We start from the raw sequence: 21,855 nt of genomic DNA, 5'->3' as shown, positions 1-21,855 counted from the left end.
CGATCGGGTAATGGGCAACCACTCCACAGTACGCGAAACGCCGCTACCCACTCAATCCGCTATGCCCGTCCGAACCGGCGCCGGTCAGCGGCGGAACTCGGCAGCGTAGTCGGGTACCCCGAGCCCGGTGCGTAGCTGCTGACGCCCCCGGCCGACCGTGCGCAGGGTGGCGTTGAGGGTTTCCTCGAATTCGGCAAGTTTGCCGTCGACGTACTGGTCGCAGTCCGCACGCATCCGGTCGGAGTCGGCGTGTGCGGTATCGATGAGGCGGGCCGATTCGGCGTGCGCGGCGCGCACCACCTCGGTCTGTTCGACCAGCCGGGACTGCTCGGCCCTGCCTTCGGCCACCGACCGTTCGTAGGAGGCCTGGCCTGCCTCGATCATCCGGTCGGCTTCGGCGCGAGCCCGGCCGGTCACCGTCTCGTATTCGGCCTTGCCGTCGGCGACGATGCGCTCGGCTTCGGCCTGCGCGGTGTCGACCAGCCGGTCGGCGTGCGCGGTGGCCTCGGCGACCATCCGGTCGGCGTGCGCTTTGGCCTCGGCGAGGATGCGGTCGGCTTCGTTGCGGGCCGAGCCGATGGTGTCGGCGGCCTCTTCGTTGGCGCCGGCCACCGCGGTCTCGGCGGCGGTGCGGGCATCGGAGACGATCTTGTCGCGGTGGTCGAGCACGTCCTGGGCGTCGTCTAGTTCGCCGGGCAGCGCGTCGCGCACATCGTCGAGCAGCTCCAGCACATCACCGCGCGGCACGATGCAGTTGCGGGTGGGCGGGATACCTCGCGCCTCTTCGACAATGGCAACCAGCTCGTCGAGCGCCTCGAATACGCGATACATGCTTACCCTCCTGCTGACTCCTCCGGCGAAACTTTCCCGCCGAGCCCAGTGTGCCTGCCACCACCGCCCCTGCCGCGCCATCGGACGGTGTGTCGTCTGCGGTGAGGCGTGTCTGCAACCCCACACCTCGAAGTGGAGGATATAACTCCGCTTCATGCTAGATTCGGACAAAAGTGCCCCGACGGGTAGCTGCCGGGGCAACTGGCCTGTGCTCGATCGGAACGACAATGAGTGTCCTGCAACTGCCGCCGTACTCGCCGTACACAGCCTTCACCGGCGGGAACGCGGACGCGACATGGACCGATCGCGGCCAAGACGAGAAACCCTGGTTCGGGCGAGTACTGCACTATCTACGCGGGGACCGGGCGTTTGCGCAGTTGATCCGCTTCGCGCTCGTCGGCGGCTCCAGCAATATCGCCTACGTCCTACTGTTCCTGCTGCTCGCGGGCGTCGGCCCGCTGCCTGCCAATATCGCCGGATCGCTGGTCAGCACGGCATTGGCCAACGAGCTGCACCGCAGGCTCACCTTCCACGCCGCAGGCCGGGTCAGCTGGTTCACCGCCCAATGGGAGGGTGGCGGGCTGGCCCTGCTCGGTCTCTGTGTCACCACCACCGCGCTGGCCGCCCTGGAATTCCTCGCCCCCGGCCTCGGCCAAGGGGGCCAGGCAGGCGCGATCCTGGCGATCACCGCGGCGGTGGGCGGATTACGGTTCCTCGCCCTGCGCGGGCTGGTTTTCTGAGCTTGCGCTAGCTCTGACGCTCGGCCAACCGCTCCAGCAGCCGCTTGTGCACCATCGGCGGCAGCATATCGGCGACATCACCGCCGAAGGTCGCCACTTCCTTGACCAGAGAACTGGACAGGAAGCTGAACGCAGGGTTGGTGGCGACGAAGAAGGTGTCGACCCCGGAGAGCTTCTTGTTCATCTGCGCCATCTGCAGCTCGTAGCCGAAATCGCCCGCATCGCGCAGGCCCTTGACGATGGCGGTGATGCCCTGCTCCCTGGCGAAGTCGACCAGCAGACCGTGCCAGGTCGCGACCCGCACGTTCGGCAGATGCGAGGTCGCCTCGCGCAGCATCTCGACACGTTCGTCGACGCTGAACATGCCCTTCTTGCTCTTGTTGATCATGACCGTGACGACGACCTCGTCGAATTGGGCCGCAACCCGGTTGAAGACGTCGAGATGCCCATTGGTCACCGGGTCGAACGAGCCCGGGCACAACGCTCCTGCCATGGTTCAGACGCTAGCAGGCCGGTGATCGACGCCCTCGGACGTCCCGGTGAACTCGGCCAGCTCGATCCTGGTCTCACCGTAACGACGGGGCTTCTCACCGAGAAACCCGGTAGGCCAGTCGATCTCGAGCGACCGGCTGGAACGTTCCACCACGATCAGCGCACCTGACGCGAGCCAGCCGTGCGCGGCCAGCGCGGTCAGGTCGGCGATCACGGCCTCGGTCGTCACGTCATAGGGCGGATCGGAGAACACCAGATCGAACTCGCCCGCACCGCCACCTGCCAGCACCGGGGCCACCGAGCCGACCCGTAACCGGGCACCGGGCAGCGCCAGACCGGCGATATTACCGCGGATCACCGCGGCGGCCTTGCGGTCGGATTCGACCAGCAGCGCCGCCGCCGCGCCCCGCGACAGCGCCTCGAGGGCGAACGCGCCCGAACCCGCATACAAGTCGAGCACCCGCGCGCCGTCGAGATCCAGCCGCGCGCCGATAGCGGAGAACATCGCCTCACGCACCCGGTCGGAGGTGGGGCGGGTGCCCGCGGGCGGCACCCGGAGGCGCCGCCCGCCTGCCTTCCCGGCGACGATCCGGGTCATTCGGATTCGCGCACGGTCAGCTCGACCAGCAGGTCACCACCTTCGACCTGCTGCACCTTGCTGATCGCGATCCGGCCGACCACCCCACCGCGCGGTGCGGTGATCGCGGCCTCCATCTTCATCGCCTCGATACTGCCGATGACGTCGCCCGCCGCGATCTGATCACCTTCGGACACCGCCAGTGTCACCACGCCGGCAAACGGTGCGGCGATATGTCCCGGGTTGGTCTTGTCGGCCTTCTCCGCGGCCGGGACCTCGCTGGCGACCGACCGGTCACGCACCGTAACGGGGCGCAGCTGGCCGTTGAGGATGCACATCACCGTGCGCATACCGCGTTCATCCGGCTCGGAGATGGCTTCCAGGCCGATGAGCAGGGTGACGCCCTTCTCCAACTGCACACGGTGTTCCTCGCCCCGGCGCAGACCGTAGAAGAACTGGTTGGCCGAGAGCCCGGTGGTGTCGCCGTACTTCTCGCGGTGGGCCAGGAATTCGGCGGTGGGGCCGGGGAACAGCAGCCGGTTCAGCGTCGCCCGGCGCTGCGCCGAGGTGCCGCCGAGCCCGGCCTCGTCGTCGACGGTCAGCGGTGTTTCCGGTTTCGCGGGCCCGCGCCCGGCGAGCGCCTTGCTGCGGAACGGCTCGGGCCAGCCACCGGCCGGAACGCCGAGTTCACCGCGCAAGAAACCGATCACCGAATCCGGGATGTCGTAGCGACCCGGGTCGGCGGCGAAATCCTCGACCTCCACACCGTTACCGACCAGCGCCAACGCCAGATCACCGACCACCTTCGACGACGGGGTCACCTTCACCAGCCTGCCGAGCAGCCGGTCGGCTGCCGCGTACTTGGCCTCGACTTCCTCGAACCGATCGCCGAGGCCGAGCGCGATCGCCTGCTGCCGCAGGTTCGACAGCTGACCGCCCGGGATCTCATGGGTGTAGACGCGGCCGGTCGGCGCGGGCAGACCGGATTCGAACGGCGCGTACACCTTGCGCAGCGCCTCCCAGTACGGCTCCAGATCGCAGACGTTGCGCAGGCTGAGGCCGGTGTCGTATTCGCTGTTCGCGGCGGCCGCCACGATCGCCGACAACGCGGGCTGGCTGGTGGTGCCCGCCATCGCGGCGCTGGCCCCGTCGACCGCGTCCGCGCCCGCCTGCCAGGCCGCCAGATAGGTGGCCAGCTGCCCGCCAGGGGTGTCGTGGGTGTGTACGTGCACCGGCAGGTCGAAGTTGCTGCGCAGCGCGGTCACCAGTTTCGCCGCGGCGGGAGCACGCAGCAGACCGGCCATATCCTTGATCGCCAGCACATGGGCGCCTGCGTCGACGATCTGCTCAGCCAGCTTCAGGTAGTAGTCGAGGGTGTAGATGTTCTCGTCCGGGTCGGACAGGTCACCGGTATAACTCATCGCCACTTCCGCGATCGCTGTACCGGTTTCGCGGACCGCGTCGATGGCCGGACGCATCTGGTCGACGTTGTTGAGCGCGTCGAAGATACGGAAGATATCGATCCCCGTCGCGGTCGCCTCCGAGACGAACGCCCGCGTCACCCGCTCCGGGTATGGGGTGTATCCCACCGTGTTACGGCCGCGCAGCAGCATCTGCAGGCAGATGTTCGGCACCGCCTCGCGCAGCGCCGCCAACCGCTCCCACGGGTCCTCGTACAGGAACCGCAGCGCCACATCGTAGGTCGCACCGCCCCAGGCCTCGATCGACAACAGCTCCGGTGTCAGCCGGGCGACATGACCTGCGACGTCGAGCAGACCGTTGGTGCGCACCCGAGTGGCCAACAAGGATTGGTGTGCGTCGCGGAAGGTGGTGTCGGTAACGCCCACCGCGGTCTGCTCCCGCAGCGCGCGAGCGAACCCCTGGGGCCCGAGCGCCAGCAGCCGCTGCCGGGAACCGTCCGGCGGCGGCACGGTCAGGTCGATCGGGGGCAGTTTGTCGTGTGGGTATACGGCGGTCGGCCGCTGACCGTGCGGTTTGTTGACCGTCACATCGGCCAGATAGTTCAGGATCTTGGTGCCGCGGTCGCCGGATTCGCGGAGTGCGAGCAGTCCGGGACGTTCATCGATGAACGAGGTGGTGACCCGGCCGCCGGTGAAGTCGGGATCGTCGAGCACGGCGAGCAGGAACCCGATATTGGTGGTGACGCCGCGGATGCGGAACTCGGCAAGTGCGCGCCGCGCCCGCGCCGCCGCGGTGGGGAAGTCCCGGCCCCGGCAGGTCAGCTTGACCAGCATGGAGTCGAAGTAGGCCCCGATCTCCGCGCCCAGGTTCGCCCCGCCGTCGAGACGGATACCCGCGCCGCCGGGAGTGCGGTAGGCGGTGATGCGGCCGGTGTCGGGGCGAAAACCGTTGGCTGGGTCCTCGGTGGTGATCCGACATTGCAGCGCTGCGCCACGGATGGTCAGCGCATCCTGGCTCAGACCCAGGTCGGCCAGGCTTTCCCCGGCGGCGATCCGCAGCTGCGACTGCACCAGGTCCACATCGGTGATCTCCTCGGTCACCGTGTGCTCGACCTGGATACGCGGATTCATCTCGATGAAGACATGGTTGCCGCGCTCGTCGAGCAAGAACTCGACGGTGCCCGCGCAGCTGTAGCCGATCTGCTCGGCGAAAGCCACCGCGTCGGCGCAGATCCGCTCCCGCAATGCGGGGTCCAGGTTCGGTGCCGGCGCCAGCTCGATCACCTTCTGATGCCTGCGCTGCAGCGAGCAGTCCCGCTCGAACAGATGCATCACATTGCCGTGGTTGTCGGCCAGGATCTGCACCTCGATATGGCGCGGGTTCACCACGGCCTGTTCCAGGAACACCGTCGGATCGCCGAAGGCCGATTCGGCCTCCCGCGACGCCGCCTCGATAGCCTCACGCAGCTGCCCCTCGGTCTCGACGCGACGCATACCGCGCCCGCCGCCACCGGCGACAGCCTTGACGAAGATGGGGAACTCCATCGTCTGCGCCGCCGCCAGCAGTTCATCCACGTCCGCCGACGGTGCACTGGATTCGAGAACCGGCAACCCGGCGGCCTTGGCCGCGGCGATCGCACGGGCCTTGTTTCCGGCCAATTCGAGCACCTCGGCGGACGGGCCGATGAAGGTGATGTTTTCCCTGGCGCAGGCGGCGGCCAGATCCGGGTTCTCCGACAGGAAACCGTATCCCGGGTAGATGGCGTCGGCGCCTGACGTTTTGGCTGCCTCGATGATCGCGTCGATGGACAGATAGGCCCGGACCGGGTGCCCTTCCTCACCGATCTGGTAGGCCTCGTCTGCCTTCAAGCGGTGGACCGAGTTGCGGTCCTCGTACGGGAAGACGGCAACCGTCCCGACACCGAGTTCGTAGGCCGCACGGAAGGCGCGGATGGCGATCTCGCCGCGATTGGCAACCAAGACTTTCGAGAACATTGGCTCACGGTACCCGGCGCCGGGACCTGAGCCGACAGGGAAGTCCCCTTCGCAGCAATCTTCACAACCGATCCTGGCATCGTTGCGAAGTTGCGTTCACACAGCCGTCATCTCTCACTGCGGTTCCGGCGCAGGGGTTCCCGCCACCGCTCGGTCTGGATCATGTTGCCCTACCACCAGGGCAACATCCGCTGACGCGCCGTGTGTCCCTCCCCCGCGACGCGGTCACTGGCTATTCTGGTCACGCAGCTGGTTCGCCGGCCGGACGACAAGGAGCCCCGAACGTCCGCGTCGGCGTCGAGCCCGCGCTCGCGCGGGTGAGAGGGAACCCGGTGGGATTCCGGGACTGTCCCGCAGCGGTGAGCGGGAACGACCGCCGTCATGAGCACTGGGAGCCCCCGGGAAGCGACGGCCAGTAGGTCGGCACAGCCGGAGCCCGTGAGTCCGAAGACCTGCCAGATGCGCCGGGTACGCCGTACCCGGCGGCCACCGCCTCGTGGATTGGGCGCGCGGACCACCAGTGCTGACATGACGGATCCGGTGTATGCCGGGCTATTCGGGGTCTCATCGGTGCCTGTGCGCCCGCAAGGCGATGGCCTTCCGAACCCAGCACTGGAGAAATACCGTGACTGCTACTTCCCGCACACCGTTCACCGCTACGGTTCTCGGCCTGGCACGCGTGGGGCCGCGCCGCGAACTGAAGCGGGCCACCGAGTCCTATTGGGCAGGCCGGATCAGCGCAACGGAACTGCACGCCGTCGCCCGCGAGCTGCGTCGGACGCAGCTGACCGACCTGGTGGCGGCCGGACTGGACTCCGTTCCCGTCGGCACCTTCTCCTATTACGACCAGATGCTCGATACCGCGGTCCTGTTCGGGGCGTTACCCACGCGGGTAGCGGATATCGCCGATCCGCTGGACCGCTATTTCGCCGCGGCACGGGGCACCGACACCGTCGAGCCACTGGAGATGACCAAATGGTTCGACACCAACTATCACTACCTGGTGCCCGAAATCGGCTCCGGCACCGCATTCGAGCTGCATCCGGAAAAACTGCTGGACGAGCTGCGCGAAGCGATCGAACTCGGCGTACCCGCCCGCCCGGTGGTCATCGGGCCCGTCACCTTCTTGAAGCTGGCCAAGCTCGGCCCGGAGGAACTGCGGCAGCGCGTCGAGGAGCTACTCCCGCTGTATCGGAGGCTGCTGGGTCTGCTCGCCGAGGCCGGCGCCAGGTGGGTACAGATCGATGAACCGGTGCTGGTCACTGATCTCACCTCCGACGAACTCACGCTGGTGCACCGGGTCTACACCGAACTGGCCGCTACCGAGTCGCGTCCGGCCGTGCTGGTGGCCACCTATTTCGGGCGTCCGGGCCCAGCGCTGGCCGCAGTGGCGGGAACCGGTATCGAGGCCGTAGCCGTCGACTTCACCGCAGGAACCGAGCCCGGCGAGGTGGCGTCGGTGCCAGCCCTGGCCGGAAAACTCCTGGTGGCCGGCGTGGTCGACGGCCGCAATGTGTGGCGCACCGATCTAGAGGCCGCCCTCTCGAGGCTGGGCACCCTGCTCGGTTCCGCGGGCAGTGTCGCGGTCTCCTCGTCCTGCTCGCTGCTGCACGTGCCCTACACCTTGGCGGCGGAAGACGGGCTGGACGACGCGCTGCGTTCGTGGCTCGCGTTCGGCGCCGAAAAGGTAGCCGAGGTGCGGACGCTGGCCACCGGCCTGCACCAGGGAGCAGAAACCATTTCCGCCGAACTGACCGCCGCCCGGGAAGCGCTGGCCGGCCGCGAGTCCGATCCGCGGCTGAACAACAGTGGGTTGCGGGCGCGGCTGGCCGCACTCGGTCCGCACGCCGCGCGTCGCGCTCCCGCCGAACAGCGCCGCAGGCTGCAACGCGAACGGCTGCATCTGCCGCTGCTGCCCGCCACCACCATCGGCTCCTTCCCGCAGACACCGGCGATCCGGCTGGCACGGGCAGCGTTGCGCAAGGGTGAGATCGACCGCGCCGAATACGAGACCCGGATGCGCGCCGAGATCGCCGACGTCATCGCCCTGCAGGAACGGCTCGGGCTCGATGTGCTGGTGCACGGTGAACCGGAACGCAACGATATGGTCCAGTACTTCGCCGAGCAGCTGGACGGTTTCGCCGCCACCGAACAGGGCTGGGTGCAGTCCTACGGCACCCGCTGTGTGCGCCCACCGATCTTGTTCGGCGATGTGGTGCGGTCAGCGCCCATGACGGTGGACTGGATCTGCTACGCCCAATCGCTCACCGACAAACCGGTCAAGGGCATGCTCACCGGGCCGGTGACGATCCTCGCGTGGTCGTTCGTGCGCGACGATCAGCCGCTCGCCGATTCGGCGCGGCAGGTCGCGCTGGCCATCCGCGATGAAACCGTCGACCTGCAGCAGGCGGGTATCCGGATCGTCCAGGTCGACGAGCCCGCGCTGCGGGAGCTGCTGCCGTTGCGTGCGGGCGACCAGCGGGAATATCTGGACTGGTCGGTGCAGGCGTTCCGGCTGGCGACATCCGGGGTGTCCGATGCCACCCAGATCCACACGCACCTCTGCTATTCCGAGTTCGGCGAGGTGATCGACGCGATCGCCGGTCTGGACGCGGATGTCACCTCGATCGAGGCGGCCCGTTCGAAGATGGAGGTGCTCGGCGACCTGAATGCCGCGGGCTTCGATCTCGGTGTCGGCCCCGGCGTCTACGATATCCACTCTCCGCGGGTTCCCGGCGTCGAGGAGATAGCCGATTCACTCCGCGCTGCTCTGAAAGCCGTTCCCGCTGATCGGCTCTGGGTCAACCCGGACTGCGGGCTGAAGACACGCGGCCCGGCCGAGGTCGAGGCATCGCTGCGCAATATGGTGGCAGCCGCCGACGTGGTGCGCTGACCGAACCCGGCACGATCCACAGCGACCGGCCGGAGGTGCCGGTTCCGGATCCGGTGGTGCCGGCCCGATCAGATGGTCGGGCCGGCCCGGTTTCGACGGTGCTGCCCGCCGGGAGCGGATTCCCGGCGCGATATTGATTATGACTGACCGGTCATTCATAATCAGAGTATGCCAAAGAAAGTCGACCCGATCGCCCGCCGCGCGGAGATTCTCGACGCGGCGGTGCGGGTCTTCGCCCGCAAAGGTTTCGCCGCGTCCCGGATCGAAGATGTCGCCGCCGAGGCGGGTATCGCCAAGGGCAGCGTCTACCTGACGTTCGACAGCCGCGACGCGCTACTGACCGGGGTTTTCGACGCGTACAACGACCGCGCCGCGCACGTGCTCACCGAACTCGGCGCCGGCTCCGGGCTCGATCGACTCGCCGAGTTGATCCGCCGCACGGTCGCGATGCTCGACGCACACCCCGACCATGCCCGCGTACTGCTCGACGTCTGGGCGGCCAAACCACCGATGGACATCGCCGCGGTCTACCGCGAATACCGCAACGTGATCGCCGACCTGCTACGCCAATCCCGCGACGAGGGCGAGCTGCGGCCAGGTATCGGCGACGAGCATGCGGCAGTGATAGTCGGCGCGATCGAAGGTTGTCTGCTGCAATCACTGGCCGATGCGGATATGCCGCTGGCTGCGCTCGCCGAGCCGATCGTACGGATCTGCGTGGACGGAGTCCGGCGATGACGATAACGGACCGGCTCATCGCCCCGAATGCCACACGCGCCGAGGTGCTCATCGGCTACACCGCGGCGTTCACCGGGGCGGCCGTCGCGCTCGGCCTGGCGCTGCACGCCCGGCAACCCGTTCTCGCGGTCGTGGTGGTAACCGTCGTCGGCTTCGATCTGTTCGGCGGGGCGGTGGTCAATGCGACCGCTTCGGCCAAACGCTGGTACCACCGTCCGGGGCGCACCCGGCGGCATCATCTCGCTTTCGTCGCGGTGCATATCCAGCCGTTCGTCCTCGCGTTGACGGTGCCCGGTTTCCCCTGGCTTGCGGCGGCGACAATGTACGCCATCGCGCTCGTCGCAGCCGTTACCGTGTCCGTCGCGACGGCCGAACTGCGCACTCCGGTCGCTTTTCTGGCCGCCGTATTCGGGATCGCCGCCGTGACGAACCTACCTGCCGTCCCCATCTTCCTCGCCTGGTTCGCTCCGGTGCTCCTGGTGAAACTCCTACTGGCCCACCTACTTCCGGAAACCCCACTCGCGCAGAGCACACCCGCAGCCCACTCGTGACCTGGGCGAGGCCCACGACCTCCAGCCGATGGTTCCGGCTCCCCCCTGCCGGAGTCGGAACCATCACCGGAGCAACCTGCTTCACTGCAGCATGCGGGTCATTCGAGTTCTCCCGAATCCACTCCAGGCCGCCTCCCTCGGCATTCGCGCCCGGAATTCCCGCAGTGCTGGTTCATCCGCAACACCGGGCGTTTTCGCGATTGCGGCCCTACCACCCGCCGCCACACCGTCCGGCAGCCCTGGTTCCGTTCCATGCGTTACCCCTCCTTACACGACAACGTCGCTTTGTCTTTCTTTGACGCGGGACCACCGGATTCCGTTCCATTGGTTCCCAATTTTTTTCGAGCAAATAGTTGGCACACCAAGCAAAGATCCGCCGCGCACACTTGCCGGAGGCATCGATTACCTTGCCGCACATGCCGAAACAGGTGCACGAGGTCTTCGTCGAGATGTTCCGGTCCCATCCCGAACTCGCGGCTGGGCTACTCGCCGATGTCTTCGATATCGACCTACCCGACTATCGACAGGCCCGGGCTGCGTCCTGCGACTTCACCGATGTGGGGCCGAACGAGTTCCGTGGCGACACGGCTCTCGTATTCGCCGACGGCGAGGGGCAGCCCCTGCTGGGAATCGTCCTCGAGGTCCAGCTACGGCGAGACCGGACCAGGCAGTGGAGCTGGCCCGTTTACCTGGCGACGCTGCGTGCCCGGTTACGCTGCCCGGTCTATCTGATGATCTTCTGCCCGGACCGTCAGGTGGCGATCTGGTCGAGGCAGCCGATCGAGCTGGGGCACCCGGGGCTGGTGCTGCGGCCACTGGTGCTCGGGCCCGACGTAATCCCTGCCGTCACCGATACGACGATCGCCGAGTCGGCACCCGAACTCGCGGTGCTCTCGGCACTCGCTCATGGCGACGGTCCCGAGTCAGAGAAAGTGTTCGCAGCCCTGGACGCCGGTTTGAAGAAAACCGACGGTGACCTGGAGAAAATGTACTATGACGTGGTACTCACGTTGCTGTCGGCGACAGCTCGGCAGCGTCTGGAGGAGTTCATGATGACCGTTCGCACCGACTACGAATACCAAAGCGACTTCGCCCGCAAGTACGTCGAGGAGGGGCGCGAGAAGGGGCTTGCCGAAGGGACGAGGCATAGCATCCTGATGACCCTCGAGGTACGCGGCATCACGCTCCCCGACGATGCGCAGGCTCGTATCGATGCCTGCTCCGATCTATCCGAGCTCGAGCGCTGGGCTCGGCGCGCAATCACCATCGAGAGCGCCGCGGAGCTGTTCGAATGACCGATCGGTCCGTCCGCTGGCGAGTTAACGGCCGAGACGCCGACCCACCCGAAACCGTTGAGGAAATATTCCGCCAGATAGACCGTTCCGTGCACGCCATACGTCTCACGGAGTGGGACTCCGGCGTAAAGGAGGGGATCGCTCGCAGCATCCTGGCTGTTCTCGAAGTACGCGGGATCACCGTCCCGAAGACGAGCAGGGACCGGATCAGCGATAAAGCCGATCGCGGAGACCTCCACACCTGGATCCAGCGGGCCGCCTTCGTCGAGACTGCGGAGGATTTGTTCGCCTGACGCGCTCGCCGGAGCGCAGTCGGCTCCGGCGAGCGGTTCCACCGGTCCGGCTCAGGTGACAATCAATTCGCGCTGCGGTACTCCCACATATTCCGACAGCGGTCGGATGAGGGCGTTGGCGGCGGCTTGTTCGGCGATATGGGCGGTCCAACCGGTGATCCGGCTCATCACGAAGATGGGGGTGAACATGGGGATGTCGAAGCCCATCAGGTAGTAGGCGGGGCCGGTGGGGAAATCGAGGTTGGGGGCGATGCCGGTGGCTTCGGCCATGGCGTGTTCGAGTGCGGTGTACATGCGGAGCCAGCGGTGGTCGCCGGTGACGGCGCCGACCTCGTCGAGTGCGGCTTTCATGGTGGGTACTCGAGAGTCGCCGTTGCGGTAGACACGATGTCCGAAGCCCATGATCTTGCGCTTGTCGGCGAGCTGGGCGCGTAACCAGCTGCCTGCCGCCTCCGGTTCGCCGATCTCGAGCATATGGTGCATCACCGCTTCGTTCGCGCCGCCGTGCAGCGGGCCCTTCAACGCGCCGATGGCTGCGGTGACCGCGCTGTATATATCGGAGCGGGTGGAGGTGACGACGCGGGCGGCGAACGTCGAGGCGTTGAAACCGTGTTCGGCATACAGGATCAGCGAGATCTCGAAGGCGCGGACTATACGCGGATCGGGCATTGCACCGAAGCACATGTACAGGAAGTTCTCGGCGAAACCGCGATGCGCATGCGGCTCGATGGGTTCCAGCCCGCGCCTGCGGCGCATATCGGCGGCGATCACGGTCGGCATCATCGCGGTCAATCTCAGGGCCTTGGCGAGTATCGCTTTGTCGTGCGGTGCGTCGATCAGATCCTCGGCTGGTTCTGCGGAACCCAGATAGCTGACCACCGTCCGCACCACATCCATCGGATGGCAGTTGTGGGGCGTCTTCTGCACCAGCGACAGTATCGATCGGTCGATCCGCCGCTGTGCGCGCTCACGCTGACACAGCAGTTCCAGCTGCGCAGTATTCGGCAGTTCGCCGTACCACAGCAGGTAGGCGACCTCCTCGAACGAACAGTGCGCGGCCAGATCCTGCACCGCGTACCCGCGATAGGTCAGCGAATTGGTTTCGGGCACCACTTTGGAAATGGCGGTGGTATCGGCAACCACCCCCGCCAAACCCTTCTTGATCTCGGTCATATCGATCACTCGCTCACCGTGAAGTTGAAGATGCCGGAATCGAAGTCGTTGTAACGCTGGTACTCCAGTAGTTCGTAGAGCCGCGACCGATGCTGCATCCGGTCGAGCAGCCCCGTTTGTATTCCCTGTGCGGCGATTTCGCGTAATCCTTGTTCGGCGGCGTGCATCGCCAGACGCAGCGTGGTCACCGGGTAGATGACCGCGTTATAGCCGAGGTCTTGCAATGTCGATGTCGAAATCAGCTCGGTTTTCCCGAATTCGGTCATATTCGCCAGCAGCGGAACCTGCACCGCGGCCCGGAACTTCTCGAACTCGGCCGGTCCCGTCAGCGCCTCGGTGAAGATCAGGTCCGCACCCGCGTCGGCATAGGCTTTGGCGCGGTCGACGGCGGCGTCCAACCCCTCCACCGCGCGGGCGTCGGTGCGGGCACAGATAACGAAGTTCGGGTCGCGTCGCGCGGAGACCGCAGCCCGCAACCGCCGGATCATCTCGGCCGCAGGCACCACGACCTTGCCGTCGAGTTGCCCGCAGCGTTTCGGATTCACCTGATCTTCGATATGACAACCGGCCAGCCCCGCGTCCTCGAGCACGGTCACCGTCCGGGCGGCGTTCATCGGCTCCCCGAACCCGGTGTCGGCATCGATCAGCACCGGCAGGTCGGTGACCCGGGCGATCTGCTGCCCGCGCCCGGCCACCTCGGTGAGTGTGGTGAGGCCGATATCGGGTAGCGCCAGTTCCGCCGACACCACCGCCCCCGATACATAGACGCCCTCGAAACCGAGTTCCTGAACGAGTTTCGCCACCAGCGGGTTGAACGCGCCCGGCAACCGCTGGATACGGCCGCAGGTGAGCCCCGCACGCAGGGCGATACGTTTGTCTCCTGCGCTCGTCGCCGCTGCGATCAGCCCGCTCATCGGCCGTCCTCCCCACTCATCGCACCGGCCACGGACACGGGACCGCTGAGTGGCCGTGAAACAGCGATGTAGCTGTCGAAACGCGCCCTGCCCATCGTTCCTGCCATCAGAACAGCCCCTCCGGAATCCGGGGTCCGCCGGCCAGCACACGGTCGGCGACAGTGAAGTTCAGCTGGTCCAATTCCCCGGCCGCCAACTGCGGCGCGCGCTGCGCCGCGTCGAGGAAACGCCGCTGTTCGGCCTCGTCGAGCACACCATCGGCGAGCGTGCGGAACTTCTCGATGTATTGCTCACGGGCGAACGGCCGCGCCCCCAGCGGATGCGCGTCGGCGACAGCGAGCTCGTCGGTGATCGTTTCCCCGCTCTTCAATGTCACCACCGCGCGGGCGCCGAACGCTTTCTCGTTCGGGTCGGTGCTGTGATAGCGCCGGGTCCACTCCGGGTCCTCGACGGTGGAGATCTTGTGCCACAGCTCGACGGTGTCCGGGCGCTGCGCTCGCTGGGGTGCGTAGGAGCGTTCGTGGTGCCAGACGCCGTCCTGCAGCGCGACGGCGAAAATATAGGGCACCGAATGATCGAGGGTTTCCCGGCTGGCGTGCGGGTCGAATTTCTGCGGGTCACCGGAGCCGGAGCCGATCACCACATGGGTGTGATGGCTGGTGTGCAGCACGATCGAGGCGATCTGATCCAGGTCGCCGATACGCTCCCGCAGGCGACGGGCCAGGTCGATCGGGGCCTGGCTCTGGTATTCGGCGGAATGTTCCTTGGTGTAGCTGTCCACGATGGCGCGTTTGGCTTCGCCGGGGCCGGGCAGCGGCACCTGGTATTCGGCGTCGGGCCCGCCGAGCAGCCAGGCGATCACACCGTCGGCGCCCTCCCAGATCGGAGCGGGCGCAGTCTCACCGCGCATGGCCCGGTCCACCGCTTCGACCGCCATCTTCCCGGCGAAGGCGGGCGCATATGCCTTCCAGCTGGAAATCTCGCCCTTGCGGGACTGGCGGGTCGCGGTGGTCGTGTGCAGCGCCTGCCCGATCGCCTGATAGATAGTGGGAACGTCGAGGCCGAGCAGAGTGCCGATCCCGGCGGCGGCGGAGGGGCCGAGGTGGGCGACGTGGTCGATCTTGTGTTCGTGCAGGCAGATCCCGCGCGCCAGGTCGATCTGCACTTCGTAGCCGGTGGCCAGTCCTCGGATCAGGGCGGCGCCGTCACCTCCCGTGTGCTGGGCGACGGCGAGGATCGGCGGAATATTGTCGCCGGGATGGGAGTATTCGGCGGCCAGGAACGTGTCGTGGAAGTCTAGTTCTCGTACCGCGACGCCGTTGGCCCACGCCGCCCACTCCGGTGATACGACGGTATCGGCGGGCAGGCCGAACACTGCGCTGCCTGCCCGGCTCCGACGCGGCCGGTACGGCTGGGCAAGCGCCTGCGCGCGCGCCGCGGCGACCGGGCGGCGGGTCAGCGCGGCGGCGGCTACCGCGGCATTGTCGATGATCCGGTTGACGATCATCTCGGTGACGTCGCCGGTCACCTCGACCGGATCGGCGGCAACCTCGGCGATCTTGGTGGCCAGATGTTGCGAGCGAGGGAAATCCACCGTGGCGCCGCGCGCGCCTACGACGTGGGTTTTCATGCGTGTCTCCTGAGACGTTGCGGACGAGACATGGGAAGAAACGAGCCTCGCTTCGCACGCTACGCATCGGTAGCATCCGGCAAAACACCTTGCTAAAGCAGATTTATGCGGGCGACGATCGGCCAAGTTGCGATGTTTGCGAAGAAGTGTGGGTACCATCACGGCCGTGCGAAAGATGTACGCAGGCGCTCGATTGCGGCGGCTCCGTGAGGAACGCCGAATGACCCAGGCAGCGCTGGCGAAATCACTGGATCTATCGCCCAGCTATCTCAACCAGCTCGAACGCGATCAACGTCCGCTCACCATCCCGGTGCTGCTGAAACTCAACTCGACCTTCGATCTGGACGTGCAGTTCTTCGCCAGCGATTCCAATGCGCGGCTGGTCTCGGATCTACACGAAGTGCTCGTCGACGCTGCCGGTGGCGACAGCGCACCGCTGACCGAAATCGAGGAGCTGGCCACGAGACAGCCGGAGATCGCCCGCGTCGTCGTCGCCATGCATCGCAGACTGCGCGCGGCCACCGACCAACTGGATCTGTTCTCCGCACGCGTCGCGGCCCCGACAGGCACGACCGGCGTGCCGATGCCGTACGAGGATGTGCGCGATTTCTTCTACGACCACCACAACCACATCACCCAGCTCGACCTGGCCGCCGAGCGCCTGTTCGAAGAACACGGCCTTTCGGTCGGTTCCCTGGACCGCCAACTGGCCCGGGTGGCCGAGGAGCGGGCCGGGGTGACGGTGCTGGTGCGCGGCGACGGCGCGGACCCGTCCATCCCGAAACGCCGATACGACCCCGACACCCGCACCCTCACCCTCGCCCGCAGGCTGCGGCCGGGCCAGCGCGCCTTCCAGATCGCGACCACACTGGCTTTCCTGCTCTACGGCAACGAATTGGATGCGGTACTGGACGAAACTCCCTCGCTGACCGGCGAATCACGACAGCTCGCCCGGGTCGGGCTGGCCAATTACTTCGCGGGCGCACTGGTGCTGCCCTACGGCCGGTTCCTGCGTTCGGCGGAGGAACTGCGCTACGACATCGACCTGCTCGGTTTGCGTTTCGAGGTGGGTTTCGAAACGATCTGCCACCGGTTGAGCACCCTGCAACGCCAGGGTCAGCGCGGGGTCCCGTTCTTTTTCGTGCGAGTCGACCGTGCGGGCAACATCTCCAAACGCCAGTCCGCGACAGCGTTCCATTTCTCCCGTGTCGGCGGCAGCTGCCCACTGTGGGTGGTGCACGATACGTTCGCCAACCCCGGCCGGATTCTCACTCAGGTGTCGGAAATGCCGGACGGACGCCGCTACCTGTGGGTTGCACGGACCGCGATGACCGCACCGCAGGGATTCGGCATCATGGCGAAGAATTTCGCGATCGGATTGGGCTGCGATATCGAATACGCCGACCGGCTCGTGTATTCGAAGGGCCTACAACTCGACGATCCGGCGACCGCGGTGCCGATCGGCGCCGGCTGCAAGGTGTGCGACCGGCCCGCCTGCCCGCAGCGGGCATTCCCGCAGATCGGCAGTCCGCTCGCGGTGTCCGAACACACCTCCATGGATCTGCCGTACCCGATGTCGGTTCGCCAGGGCGGGTACCTGTCGCGCACCTGAGCCTTACGACTTCGCCAGGTACTCGAGTCGTTCGGAGTCGACCGCAGCGTGCATCATCGCCGCCAGGCCGGGATGCTCGACCAACCCGGGATCCGCGGCGACCAGGCTGCGGGCGAGCTCCTGGGCCGCGGTGATCACCTCGAGGTCGTCGAGCAGCGACAGCAACCGCAGCGAACGATTGGTGCCCGACTGCGCCGAACCCAGCACATCACCCTCCCGGCGCTGCCGCAGATCGAGCACCGCGAGCTCGAAACCGTCGGTGGTGGCGGCCACCGCCTCCAGCCGGGTCATGGCGGGACCACCGGGCGCGGTATCGGTAATCAACAGGCACAGACCTGGATGTTCCCCTCGGCCGATGCGGCCACGCAGCTGATGTAGCTGGCTCACCCCGAACCGGTCGGCGTCGACGATCACCATCACGGTGGCGTTCGGCACGTCCACACCGACTTCCACCACGGTGGTGCAGACCAGGACGTCGATCTTCCCCTTGGTGAAGTCGAGCATCACCTCGTCTTTTTCGTCCGCGGGCAGCCGCCCGTGCAGCAGGCCGACACGCAACTGCGCCAGCGGCCCGGCTCGCAGCATCTCGTACACGTCCAGCACCGCCTGGGTGGTCGGGCCTTCCTGCTGATCGGTCTTGCGGGACTTGCCGCCTCGGGTCTTTCCCGCGCCGACCTCACCGTTCTCGTCGTCCCCGATCCGCGAGCACACCACATACGCCTGCCGCCCGGCCGCCACCTCCTCGGTGATCCGCTCCCAGGCACGCTCCACCCAGTTCGGATGCACCCGTCGCGGCACCACCTTGGAGGTGATCGGGGAACGCCCGCGCGGCAGTTGGGTGAGGGTAGAGGTCTCCAGATCGCCGAGCGTGGTCATGGCGATGGTGCGCGGAATCGGAGTCGCCGTCATCACCAGCAGGTGCGGGCTCATCCCGGGTTTCGCTTTGGCGCGCAGGGCGTCACGTTGTTCGACACCGAACCGGTGCTGTTCGTCGACGATGACCATGCCCAGATCGAAGAATTCGACCGTGTCCTGGATCAGCGCGTGCGTGCCGATCACGATGCCGGCCTCCCCGGACACCGCCTCCAGCAGGGCCGCCCGTTTCGCCGCGGCGGGCAGGGACCCGGTCATCAACGTCACTCTGGTCGCTGTCTCGGCCGCGCCCAGCTCCCCCGCGGCGGCCAGTTCACCGAGCATGGCGCGCAGCGACCGGTGATGCTGGGCGGCCAGCACTTCCGTCGGTGCGAGCAGCGCGCACTGCTGGCCGTTATCGATCACCTGCAGCATGGCGTGCAGCGCGACGATGGTTTTACCGGACCCGACCTCACCCTGCAGCAGCCGGTGCATGGGCTGCGAGCGGGACAGATCGCCGGAGATCTCGGCGATCACCTGCTGCTGGCCTTCGGTGAGTTCGAACGGCAGCCGCTGTTCGAACGCCGCCGCGATCCCATCGTCACGCGGCGGGCAGGAGCGGGCCACCCGTGCGGAAATCTCATGCCGCCGTTCGGCCAGCACCAACTGCAGGGCCAGCGCCTCGTCGAAACGCAGCCGCTGCCTGGCCCGCTCGATATCGGATTTGTGTTCCGGCAGGTGGATCAACCGCAGCGCATCCGATACCGCCATCAGTTCCCGCTCGTCGCACACCTGCTGCGGCAGTGGGTCGTCGATCGGGTCGAGCTGATCGAGCACCTGCCGCACACAGGCCAGCAGCTCCCAGCTCTGCACCCGCGCCGTCGCCGGATAGACCGGGATGAATTCGCGCTCGAAGAACGACATGTCCACGCCCTCGGTGCCTTTCGCGCTCTGCGCCAGCCCGCGCAGATCCCCGCCACCGCGCACGGTGGTGAGGGTGGGCAGCGTATCGTCGCCGGTTTCGGGCAGGATCAGATAGCCGGGGTGGCTCAGATTCCACTGGCCGGGACGCCAGTAGTTGACGGTGCCCGACATCATCGCCCGGGCGCCTTGGCGCACCACATACTTCACCTTGTCGCCGTTGAAGAACGTGACATCGACGCCGCGTCCGGAACCGGTGTCGAGCACCACCTTCAACAGCGATCCGCGGCGCTGGCGCATGGGTTTGAGTTCGGCCTTGGTGATGCGGCCGATCACGGTGATATGCGAACCGTCCTCAGGGGCCTCCTCGGTGAGCGGCTGCCCCTGGGTGGCGTAGCGCAGCGGGTAATGCCGCAGCAGATCTTCCACGGTGTGCATATCGAACGCGTCCGCCAGCGAGCCTGCTGCTTTCGCGCCGAGCAGATGATCGAGCCGGTCGCTCAGTGTCGCCATGACCTCGTTTCTCCCTCAGCCTGTCCCGGGTCGCCCGTCATTCGACGCCGATCTGCAGTAGGTCGTCGTGCTGACCACCGGTGTACACGGTGACCTCGACGCCGGGGAATTCCACGCCGATATGGCCGGCCAGTTCGCCGGCCAGCCCGTCCGGGGCCGCCGCGCCCACCAGCAGGGTGACCAGTTCGCCGCCGAGGCCGAGCATCCGATCGAGCAGCGTCTGCCCGGCGGCGCGCACGTCCCGGTCTATCACCACCACGTCATGACCGACCAGCCCGAGCCCGTCACCGGGTTCGCAGGTGCCGACCATCGTCAACGCCCGGCCGGTCGCGGCGCGTAGCGAACCCCAGCGGGTGGCCGCGGCCGATTCCGACATGGCGAACACATCGTCCACCGCGACCCGGTTGCGATCGTGCACGGCCAGCGCCGCCAAACCCTGCACCATGGCGCCGCTGGGCAGCAGCAGCACATCCCGGTCCGCATCACGGGCAGCCATACCCACCGCGACCAGTTCGTGTGCGGGCAGCGCCCCGTTCGGCAGCACCAGCACCTCCCGATGTGGCATCCGCCGGATCGCCGACAGCAGCGCACCGGGGGTCACCGGTTCGTCTCCACCCAGCACCACCGCCCCTGCCGCCTCGAACAATGCTGCCGCACCCACCCCGGCCACCACTGCGAGAACTCCGCGGTCGGCAACCGGTACCTCAGCAGCAGGTTCGGTATGCGTTTCACAACTCGAGCGTGGCTCGAGGCAATCCGACACCGCGGCTTGTTCGGCGGGGCTGCCCTGAATGGCCCCGTACTCGAGCGTCTGGCCGTGCCCGTGCGTGTGCTCCGCCGGAGCCGGCCCGAAATCCTGGCTGGGTTTCTTGGTCGGGATATGTCCTGCCGGGTCCGGTCCCTCATCCGGCGGTGGACTCATCGGCTGATCGAGTTGGTCGCTGCCGTGAACCCGGACTCGACAGGTTCCCTCGACCTGTTCGGGACTCCGACCAAGGTGCGGGGTCTGCTCAGCAGTCCGGTCCGCGGGATCGATGCGGTGACGACCATGCGCGTTCGTGTGGTCGTGGGAGCGGAGATATGCGTGAGTATGCGCATCGCTGGGGCGGTCCGAGGCGAAGCTTTCGATCCGGATCCCGCTGACGGTCCCGGCCGCGAGCCCCACTTCCACCGCTGCCCCCGCATCTACACAGTGGACGTGCACCGACCACGTGCGGTCGCCGTCCCCGACGACCACCACCGAGTCACCGATGTCGGCGAGCCGATGCCGCAGATCGGCGACTCGCGCTTCGTTCGTATCGGCCACGCGGTACATGACCTCGTATCCGGGTGCGAGCGGCGGCTCCGGCGCACGCGCCACGCCCACTCGGTCACGCAGATATTCCGGTCGCACCGGCGGCTCACCTCCTGCGATCACCACCATGCAGTCGAGCAGCACCAGTAATCCCAGCGCGCCCGCATCCACCACACCGGCCGCGCGCAGTACACCCAACTGGTCCGGGGTGTCTTCCAGTGCACCGGCAGCGCCGTCCGCTGCGGCCAGCGCGATATCGGCCAAGATCGTTTCTGTGCAGGCTGCGGCGCAGGCGGCAGCTCGATCCAGCACAGTCAGCATCGTGCCCTCCACCGGCGCACTCAGCCCGGCGCGCACCAGCGCCGCACCGCGCGCCAACGCGGTCCGGTAGGTGTGTCCGGTCAGCGGCCCCGTCTCGGTGGCCTCCGCGAGCCCACGCAGCACCTGCGAGAGGATGATGCCGGAATTGCCCCTGGCGCCAGCGGTAGCGCCCCGTGCCATAGCGGCGGCGGCCAGGTGCGCCGATGCTTCCGCTGCTGGGAAACGGTTGGCCGCCCGCGTCGATGCCGGTTCGCGCACGCCGTAACCCGGCACCATGGTTTCCTGGCCTGCCGCACGTACCTCGGTGGCAACGCCTCCGTCCCCCGGGGCGGGCTGGGCACCGCGGTTCGCCGCTGATCCAGGGCCCGGCCTCCGGCTCTCCGGCATCCCATCGGGCAGAGCGCCCGGCGGCCGCGCGTCGCGGACCCGAGGCGATGCGCTCATATCGTGGTTCCAGCCTGCATCGGCGATGCGCCGGATCGGGTTCTCGTCAGCGGGCAGCAGCCCGAGCTCGCTAGACGTACCCGGGCGACCGGCGCTGCTCGCCCAGTGGACGGTGTCGTCGGAGTAATGAGTCTCGGTGAACTCCTCTGCGGCCTCCGGATCAACCTTGCCCGGCACGACCCCGCCGTGGGCCGTGAGTACCGCGGTTTCGGCGGCGGCGACCGCGGCGCGCATGGTGGCCAGCAGGTTGGTGCCGGTGTCGCCGTCGGGAATCGGGAAGACGTTGAGGGCGTTGATCTCGTCGCGGCGGTGTTGTAAGCCCTCCAGGCAGGCCCGGCCCCAACGCATCAGCGCC

At 67.2% G+C, this 21,855-nt stretch carries 16 protein-coding genes and 1 riboswitch; of the genes, 7 read left to right on the top strand and 9 right to left on the bottom strand.

What is annotated here, in order from left to right:
• Window positions 1–84: 84 nt before the first annotated feature.
• A complete protein-coding gene (locus B0T44_RS07090) occupies window positions 85–831 on the bottom strand; it encodes a DivIVA domain-containing protein (protein WP_077115857.1) in 747 nt (248 codons plus the stop codon).
• Between the two features lie 227 nt (window positions 832–1,058).
• Between B0T44_RS07090 and B0T44_RS07085 the strand changes: the two genes are divergently transcribed.
• The gene (locus B0T44_RS07085) at window positions 1,059–1,571 is read left to right on the top strand and encodes a GtrA family protein (RefSeq protein WP_077115856.1); all 513 of its coding nucleotides are present in this window, start codon (window positions 1,059–1,061) and stop codon (window positions 1,569–1,571) included.
• A 7-nt stretch (window positions 1,572–1,578) separates the two neighbouring features.
• Here the strand turns inward: B0T44_RS07085 and coaD are convergent, their stop codons facing one another.
• From coaD to B0T44_RS07070, 3 genes are read right to left on the bottom strand one after another with little or no spacing between them, the layout of a single operon-like run.
• Window positions 1,579–2,064 (bottom strand): pantetheine-phosphate adenylyltransferase, encoded by a 486-nt coding sequence (gene coaD, locus B0T44_RS07080; RefSeq protein ID WP_077115855.1) that lies wholly within the window; start codon window positions 2,062–2,064, stop codon window positions 1,579–1,581.
• A 3-nt stretch (window positions 2,065–2,067) separates the two neighbouring features.
• On the bottom strand, window positions 2,068–2,661 hold the full coding sequence (gene rsmD, locus B0T44_RS07075) for a 16S rRNA (guanine(966)-N(2))-methyltransferase RsmD (RefSeq protein WP_077115854.1): 594 nt from the start codon (window positions 2,659–2,661) through the stop codon (window positions 2,068–2,070).
• Entirely contained in the window at window positions 2,658–6,056 is a 3,399-nt protein-coding gene (locus B0T44_RS07070) for a pyruvate carboxylase (protein ID WP_077115853.1), read from the bottom strand. The genes rsmD and B0T44_RS07070 overlap by 4 nt, the downstream gene beginning before the upstream one ends.
• 284 nt (window positions 6,057–6,340) lie before the next feature.
• Window positions 6,341–6,530: riboswitch (cobalamin riboswitch) on the top strand.
• Window positions 6,531–6,648: 118 nt separating this feature from the next.
• Between B0T44_RS07070 and metE the strand changes: the two genes are divergently transcribed.
• The 5 genes from metE (at window position 6,649) to B0T44_RS07045 (ending at window position 11,826) form a co-directional block, all read left to right on the top strand.
• Window positions 6,649–8,949: a 5-methyltetrahydropteroyltriglutamate--homocysteine S-methyltransferase gene (metE, locus tag B0T44_RS07065; protein ID WP_077115852.1), complete on the top strand. Its 2,301-nt coding sequence runs from the start codon at window positions 6,649–6,651 to the stop codon at window positions 8,947–8,949.
• A 168-nt stretch (window positions 8,950–9,117) separates the two neighbouring features.
• Window positions 9,118–9,687 carry a TetR/AcrR family transcriptional regulator gene (locus tag B0T44_RS07060; protein ID WP_077115851.1) on the top strand — a complete coding sequence of 190 codons (570 nt, stop codon included), beginning with the start codon at window positions 9,118–9,120 and terminating at the stop codon, window positions 9,685–9,687.
• Window positions 9,684–10,238 carry a hypothetical protein gene (locus tag B0T44_RS07055; protein WP_077115850.1) on the top strand — a complete coding sequence of 185 codons (555 nt, stop codon included), beginning with the start codon at window positions 9,684–9,686 and terminating at the stop codon, window positions 10,236–10,238. The genes B0T44_RS07060 and B0T44_RS07055 overlap by 4 nt, the downstream gene beginning before the upstream one ends.
• A 416-nt stretch (window positions 10,239–10,654) precedes the next feature.
• A complete protein-coding gene (locus B0T44_RS07050; RefSeq protein WP_077115849.1) occupies window positions 10,655–11,533 on the top strand; it encodes a hypothetical protein in 879 nt (292 codons plus the stop codon).
• Complete coding sequence (locus B0T44_RS07045; protein WP_139347745.1) at window positions 11,530–11,826, top strand: hypothetical protein; 297 nt, start codon at window positions 11,530–11,532, stop codon at window positions 11,824–11,826. The genes B0T44_RS07050 and B0T44_RS07045 overlap by 4 nt, the downstream gene beginning before the upstream one ends.
• A 51-nt stretch (window positions 11,827–11,877) precedes the next feature.
• On the opposite strand, the gene B0T44_RS07040 is transcribed toward B0T44_RS07045, so the two are convergent.
• The 3 genes from B0T44_RS07040 to B0T44_RS07030 form a co-directional block, all read right to left on the bottom strand.
• Complete coding sequence (locus B0T44_RS07040; RefSeq protein ID WP_077115934.1) at window positions 11,878–12,999, bottom strand: bifunctional 2-methylcitrate synthase/citrate synthase; 1,122 nt, start codon at window positions 12,997–12,999, stop codon at window positions 11,878–11,880.
• 5 nt (window positions 13,000–13,004) lie between these two features.
• Window positions 13,005–13,913 (bottom strand): methylisocitrate lyase, encoded by a 909-nt coding sequence (gene prpB, locus B0T44_RS07035; RefSeq protein WP_077115848.1) that lies wholly within the window; start codon window positions 13,911–13,913, stop codon window positions 13,005–13,007.
• A gap of 106 nt (window positions 13,914–14,019) precedes the next feature.
• Window positions 14,020–15,543, bottom strand: a complete 1,524-nt coding sequence (locus tag B0T44_RS07030) for an MmgE/PrpD family protein (protein WP_077115847.1) — start codon at window positions 15,541–15,543, stop codon at window positions 14,020–14,022.
• 166 nt (window positions 15,544–15,709) lie between these two features.
• Between B0T44_RS07030 and B0T44_RS07025 the strand changes: the two genes are divergently transcribed.
• A complete protein-coding gene (locus B0T44_RS07025) occupies window positions 15,710–17,155 on the top strand; it encodes a short-chain fatty acyl-CoA regulator family protein (protein ID WP_175647971.1) in 1,446 nt (481 codons plus the stop codon).
• A gap of 3 nt (window positions 17,156–17,158) precedes the next feature.
• Here B0T44_RS07025 and recG read toward each other — a convergent pair whose 3' ends face one another.
• Both recG and B0T44_RS27905 read right to left on the bottom strand, forming a co-directional pair.
• A complete protein-coding gene (gene recG, locus B0T44_RS07020; protein ID WP_077115846.1) occupies window positions 17,159–19,441 on the bottom strand; it encodes an ATP-dependent DNA helicase RecG in 2,283 nt (760 codons plus the stop codon).
• Window positions 19,442–19,478: 37 nt separating this feature from the next.
• A complete protein-coding gene (locus B0T44_RS27905) occupies window positions 19,479–21,848 on the bottom strand; it encodes a DAK2 domain-containing protein (RefSeq protein WP_245839310.1) in 2,370 nt (789 codons plus the stop codon).
• Between the last annotated feature and the right edge of the window lie 7 nt (window positions 21,849–21,855).

This window comes from Nocardia donostiensis (assembly GCF_002081715.1).
In the GTDB taxonomy this organism is placed as follows: Bacteria; Actinomycetota; Actinomycetes; order Mycobacteriales; family Mycobacteriaceae; genus Nocardia; species Nocardia donostiensis.
Note: the sequence above shows the minus strand (reverse complement) of the source record. Positions and strands in the feature narration are given on the sequence as shown.

What these genes read in the sequence shown, in the direction of transcription:
- metE (WP_077115852.1), top strand. Translation starts at nt 6,649, where the DNA reads ATGGCCTTCCGAACCCAGCACTGGAGAAATACCGTGACTGCTACTTCC.
- recG (WP_077115846.1), bottom strand. Translation starts at nt 19,441, where the DNA reads ATGGCGACACTGAGCGACCGGCTCGATCATCTGCTCGGCGCGAAAGCA.
- prpB (WP_077115848.1), bottom strand. Translation starts at nt 13,913, where the DNA reads ATGAGCGGGCTGATCGCAGCGGCGACGAGCGCAGGAGACAAACGTATC.
- B0T44_RS07040 (WP_077115934.1), bottom strand. Translation starts at nt 12,999, where the DNA reads ATGACCGAGATCAAGAAGGGTTTGGCGGGGGTGGTTGCCGATACCACC.
- coaD (WP_077115855.1), bottom strand. Translation starts at nt 2,064, where the DNA reads ATGGCAGGAGCGTTGTGCCCGGGCTCGTTCGACCCGGTGACCAATGGG.
- B0T44_RS27905 (WP_245839310.1), bottom strand. Translation starts at nt 21,848, where the DNA reads ATGCGTTGGGGCCGGGCCTGCCTGGAGGGCTTACAACACCGCCGCGAC.
- rsmD (WP_077115854.1), bottom strand. Translation starts at nt 2,661, where the DNA reads ATGACCCGGATCGTCGCCGGGAAGGCAGGCGGGCGGCGCCTCCGGGTG.
- B0T44_RS07090 (WP_077115857.1), bottom strand. Translation starts at nt 831, where the DNA reads ATGTATCGCGTATTCGAGGCGCTCGACGAGCTGGTTGCCATTGTCGAA.
- B0T44_RS07045 (WP_139347745.1), top strand. Translation starts at nt 11,530, where the DNA reads ATGACCGATCGGTCCGTCCGCTGGCGAGTTAACGGCCGAGACGCCGAC.
- B0T44_RS07070 (WP_077115853.1), bottom strand. Translation starts at nt 6,056, where the DNA reads ATGTTCTCGAAAGTCTTGGTTGCCAATCGCGGCGAGATCGCCATCCGC.
- B0T44_RS07030 (WP_077115847.1), bottom strand. Translation starts at nt 15,543, where the DNA reads ATGAAAACCCACGTCGTAGGCGCGCGCGGCGCCACGGTGGATTTCCCT.
- B0T44_RS07055 (WP_077115850.1), top strand. Translation starts at nt 9,684, where the DNA reads ATGACGATAACGGACCGGCTCATCGCCCCGAATGCCACACGCGCCGAG.
- B0T44_RS07060 (WP_077115851.1), top strand. Translation starts at nt 9,118, where the DNA reads ATGCCAAAGAAAGTCGACCCGATCGCCCGCCGCGCGGAGATTCTCGAC.
- B0T44_RS07050 (WP_077115849.1), top strand. Translation starts at nt 10,655, where the DNA reads ATGCCGAAACAGGTGCACGAGGTCTTCGTCGAGATGTTCCGGTCCCAT.
- B0T44_RS07085 (WP_077115856.1), top strand. Translation starts at nt 1,059, where the DNA reads ATGAGTGTCCTGCAACTGCCGCCGTACTCGCCGTACACAGCCTTCACC.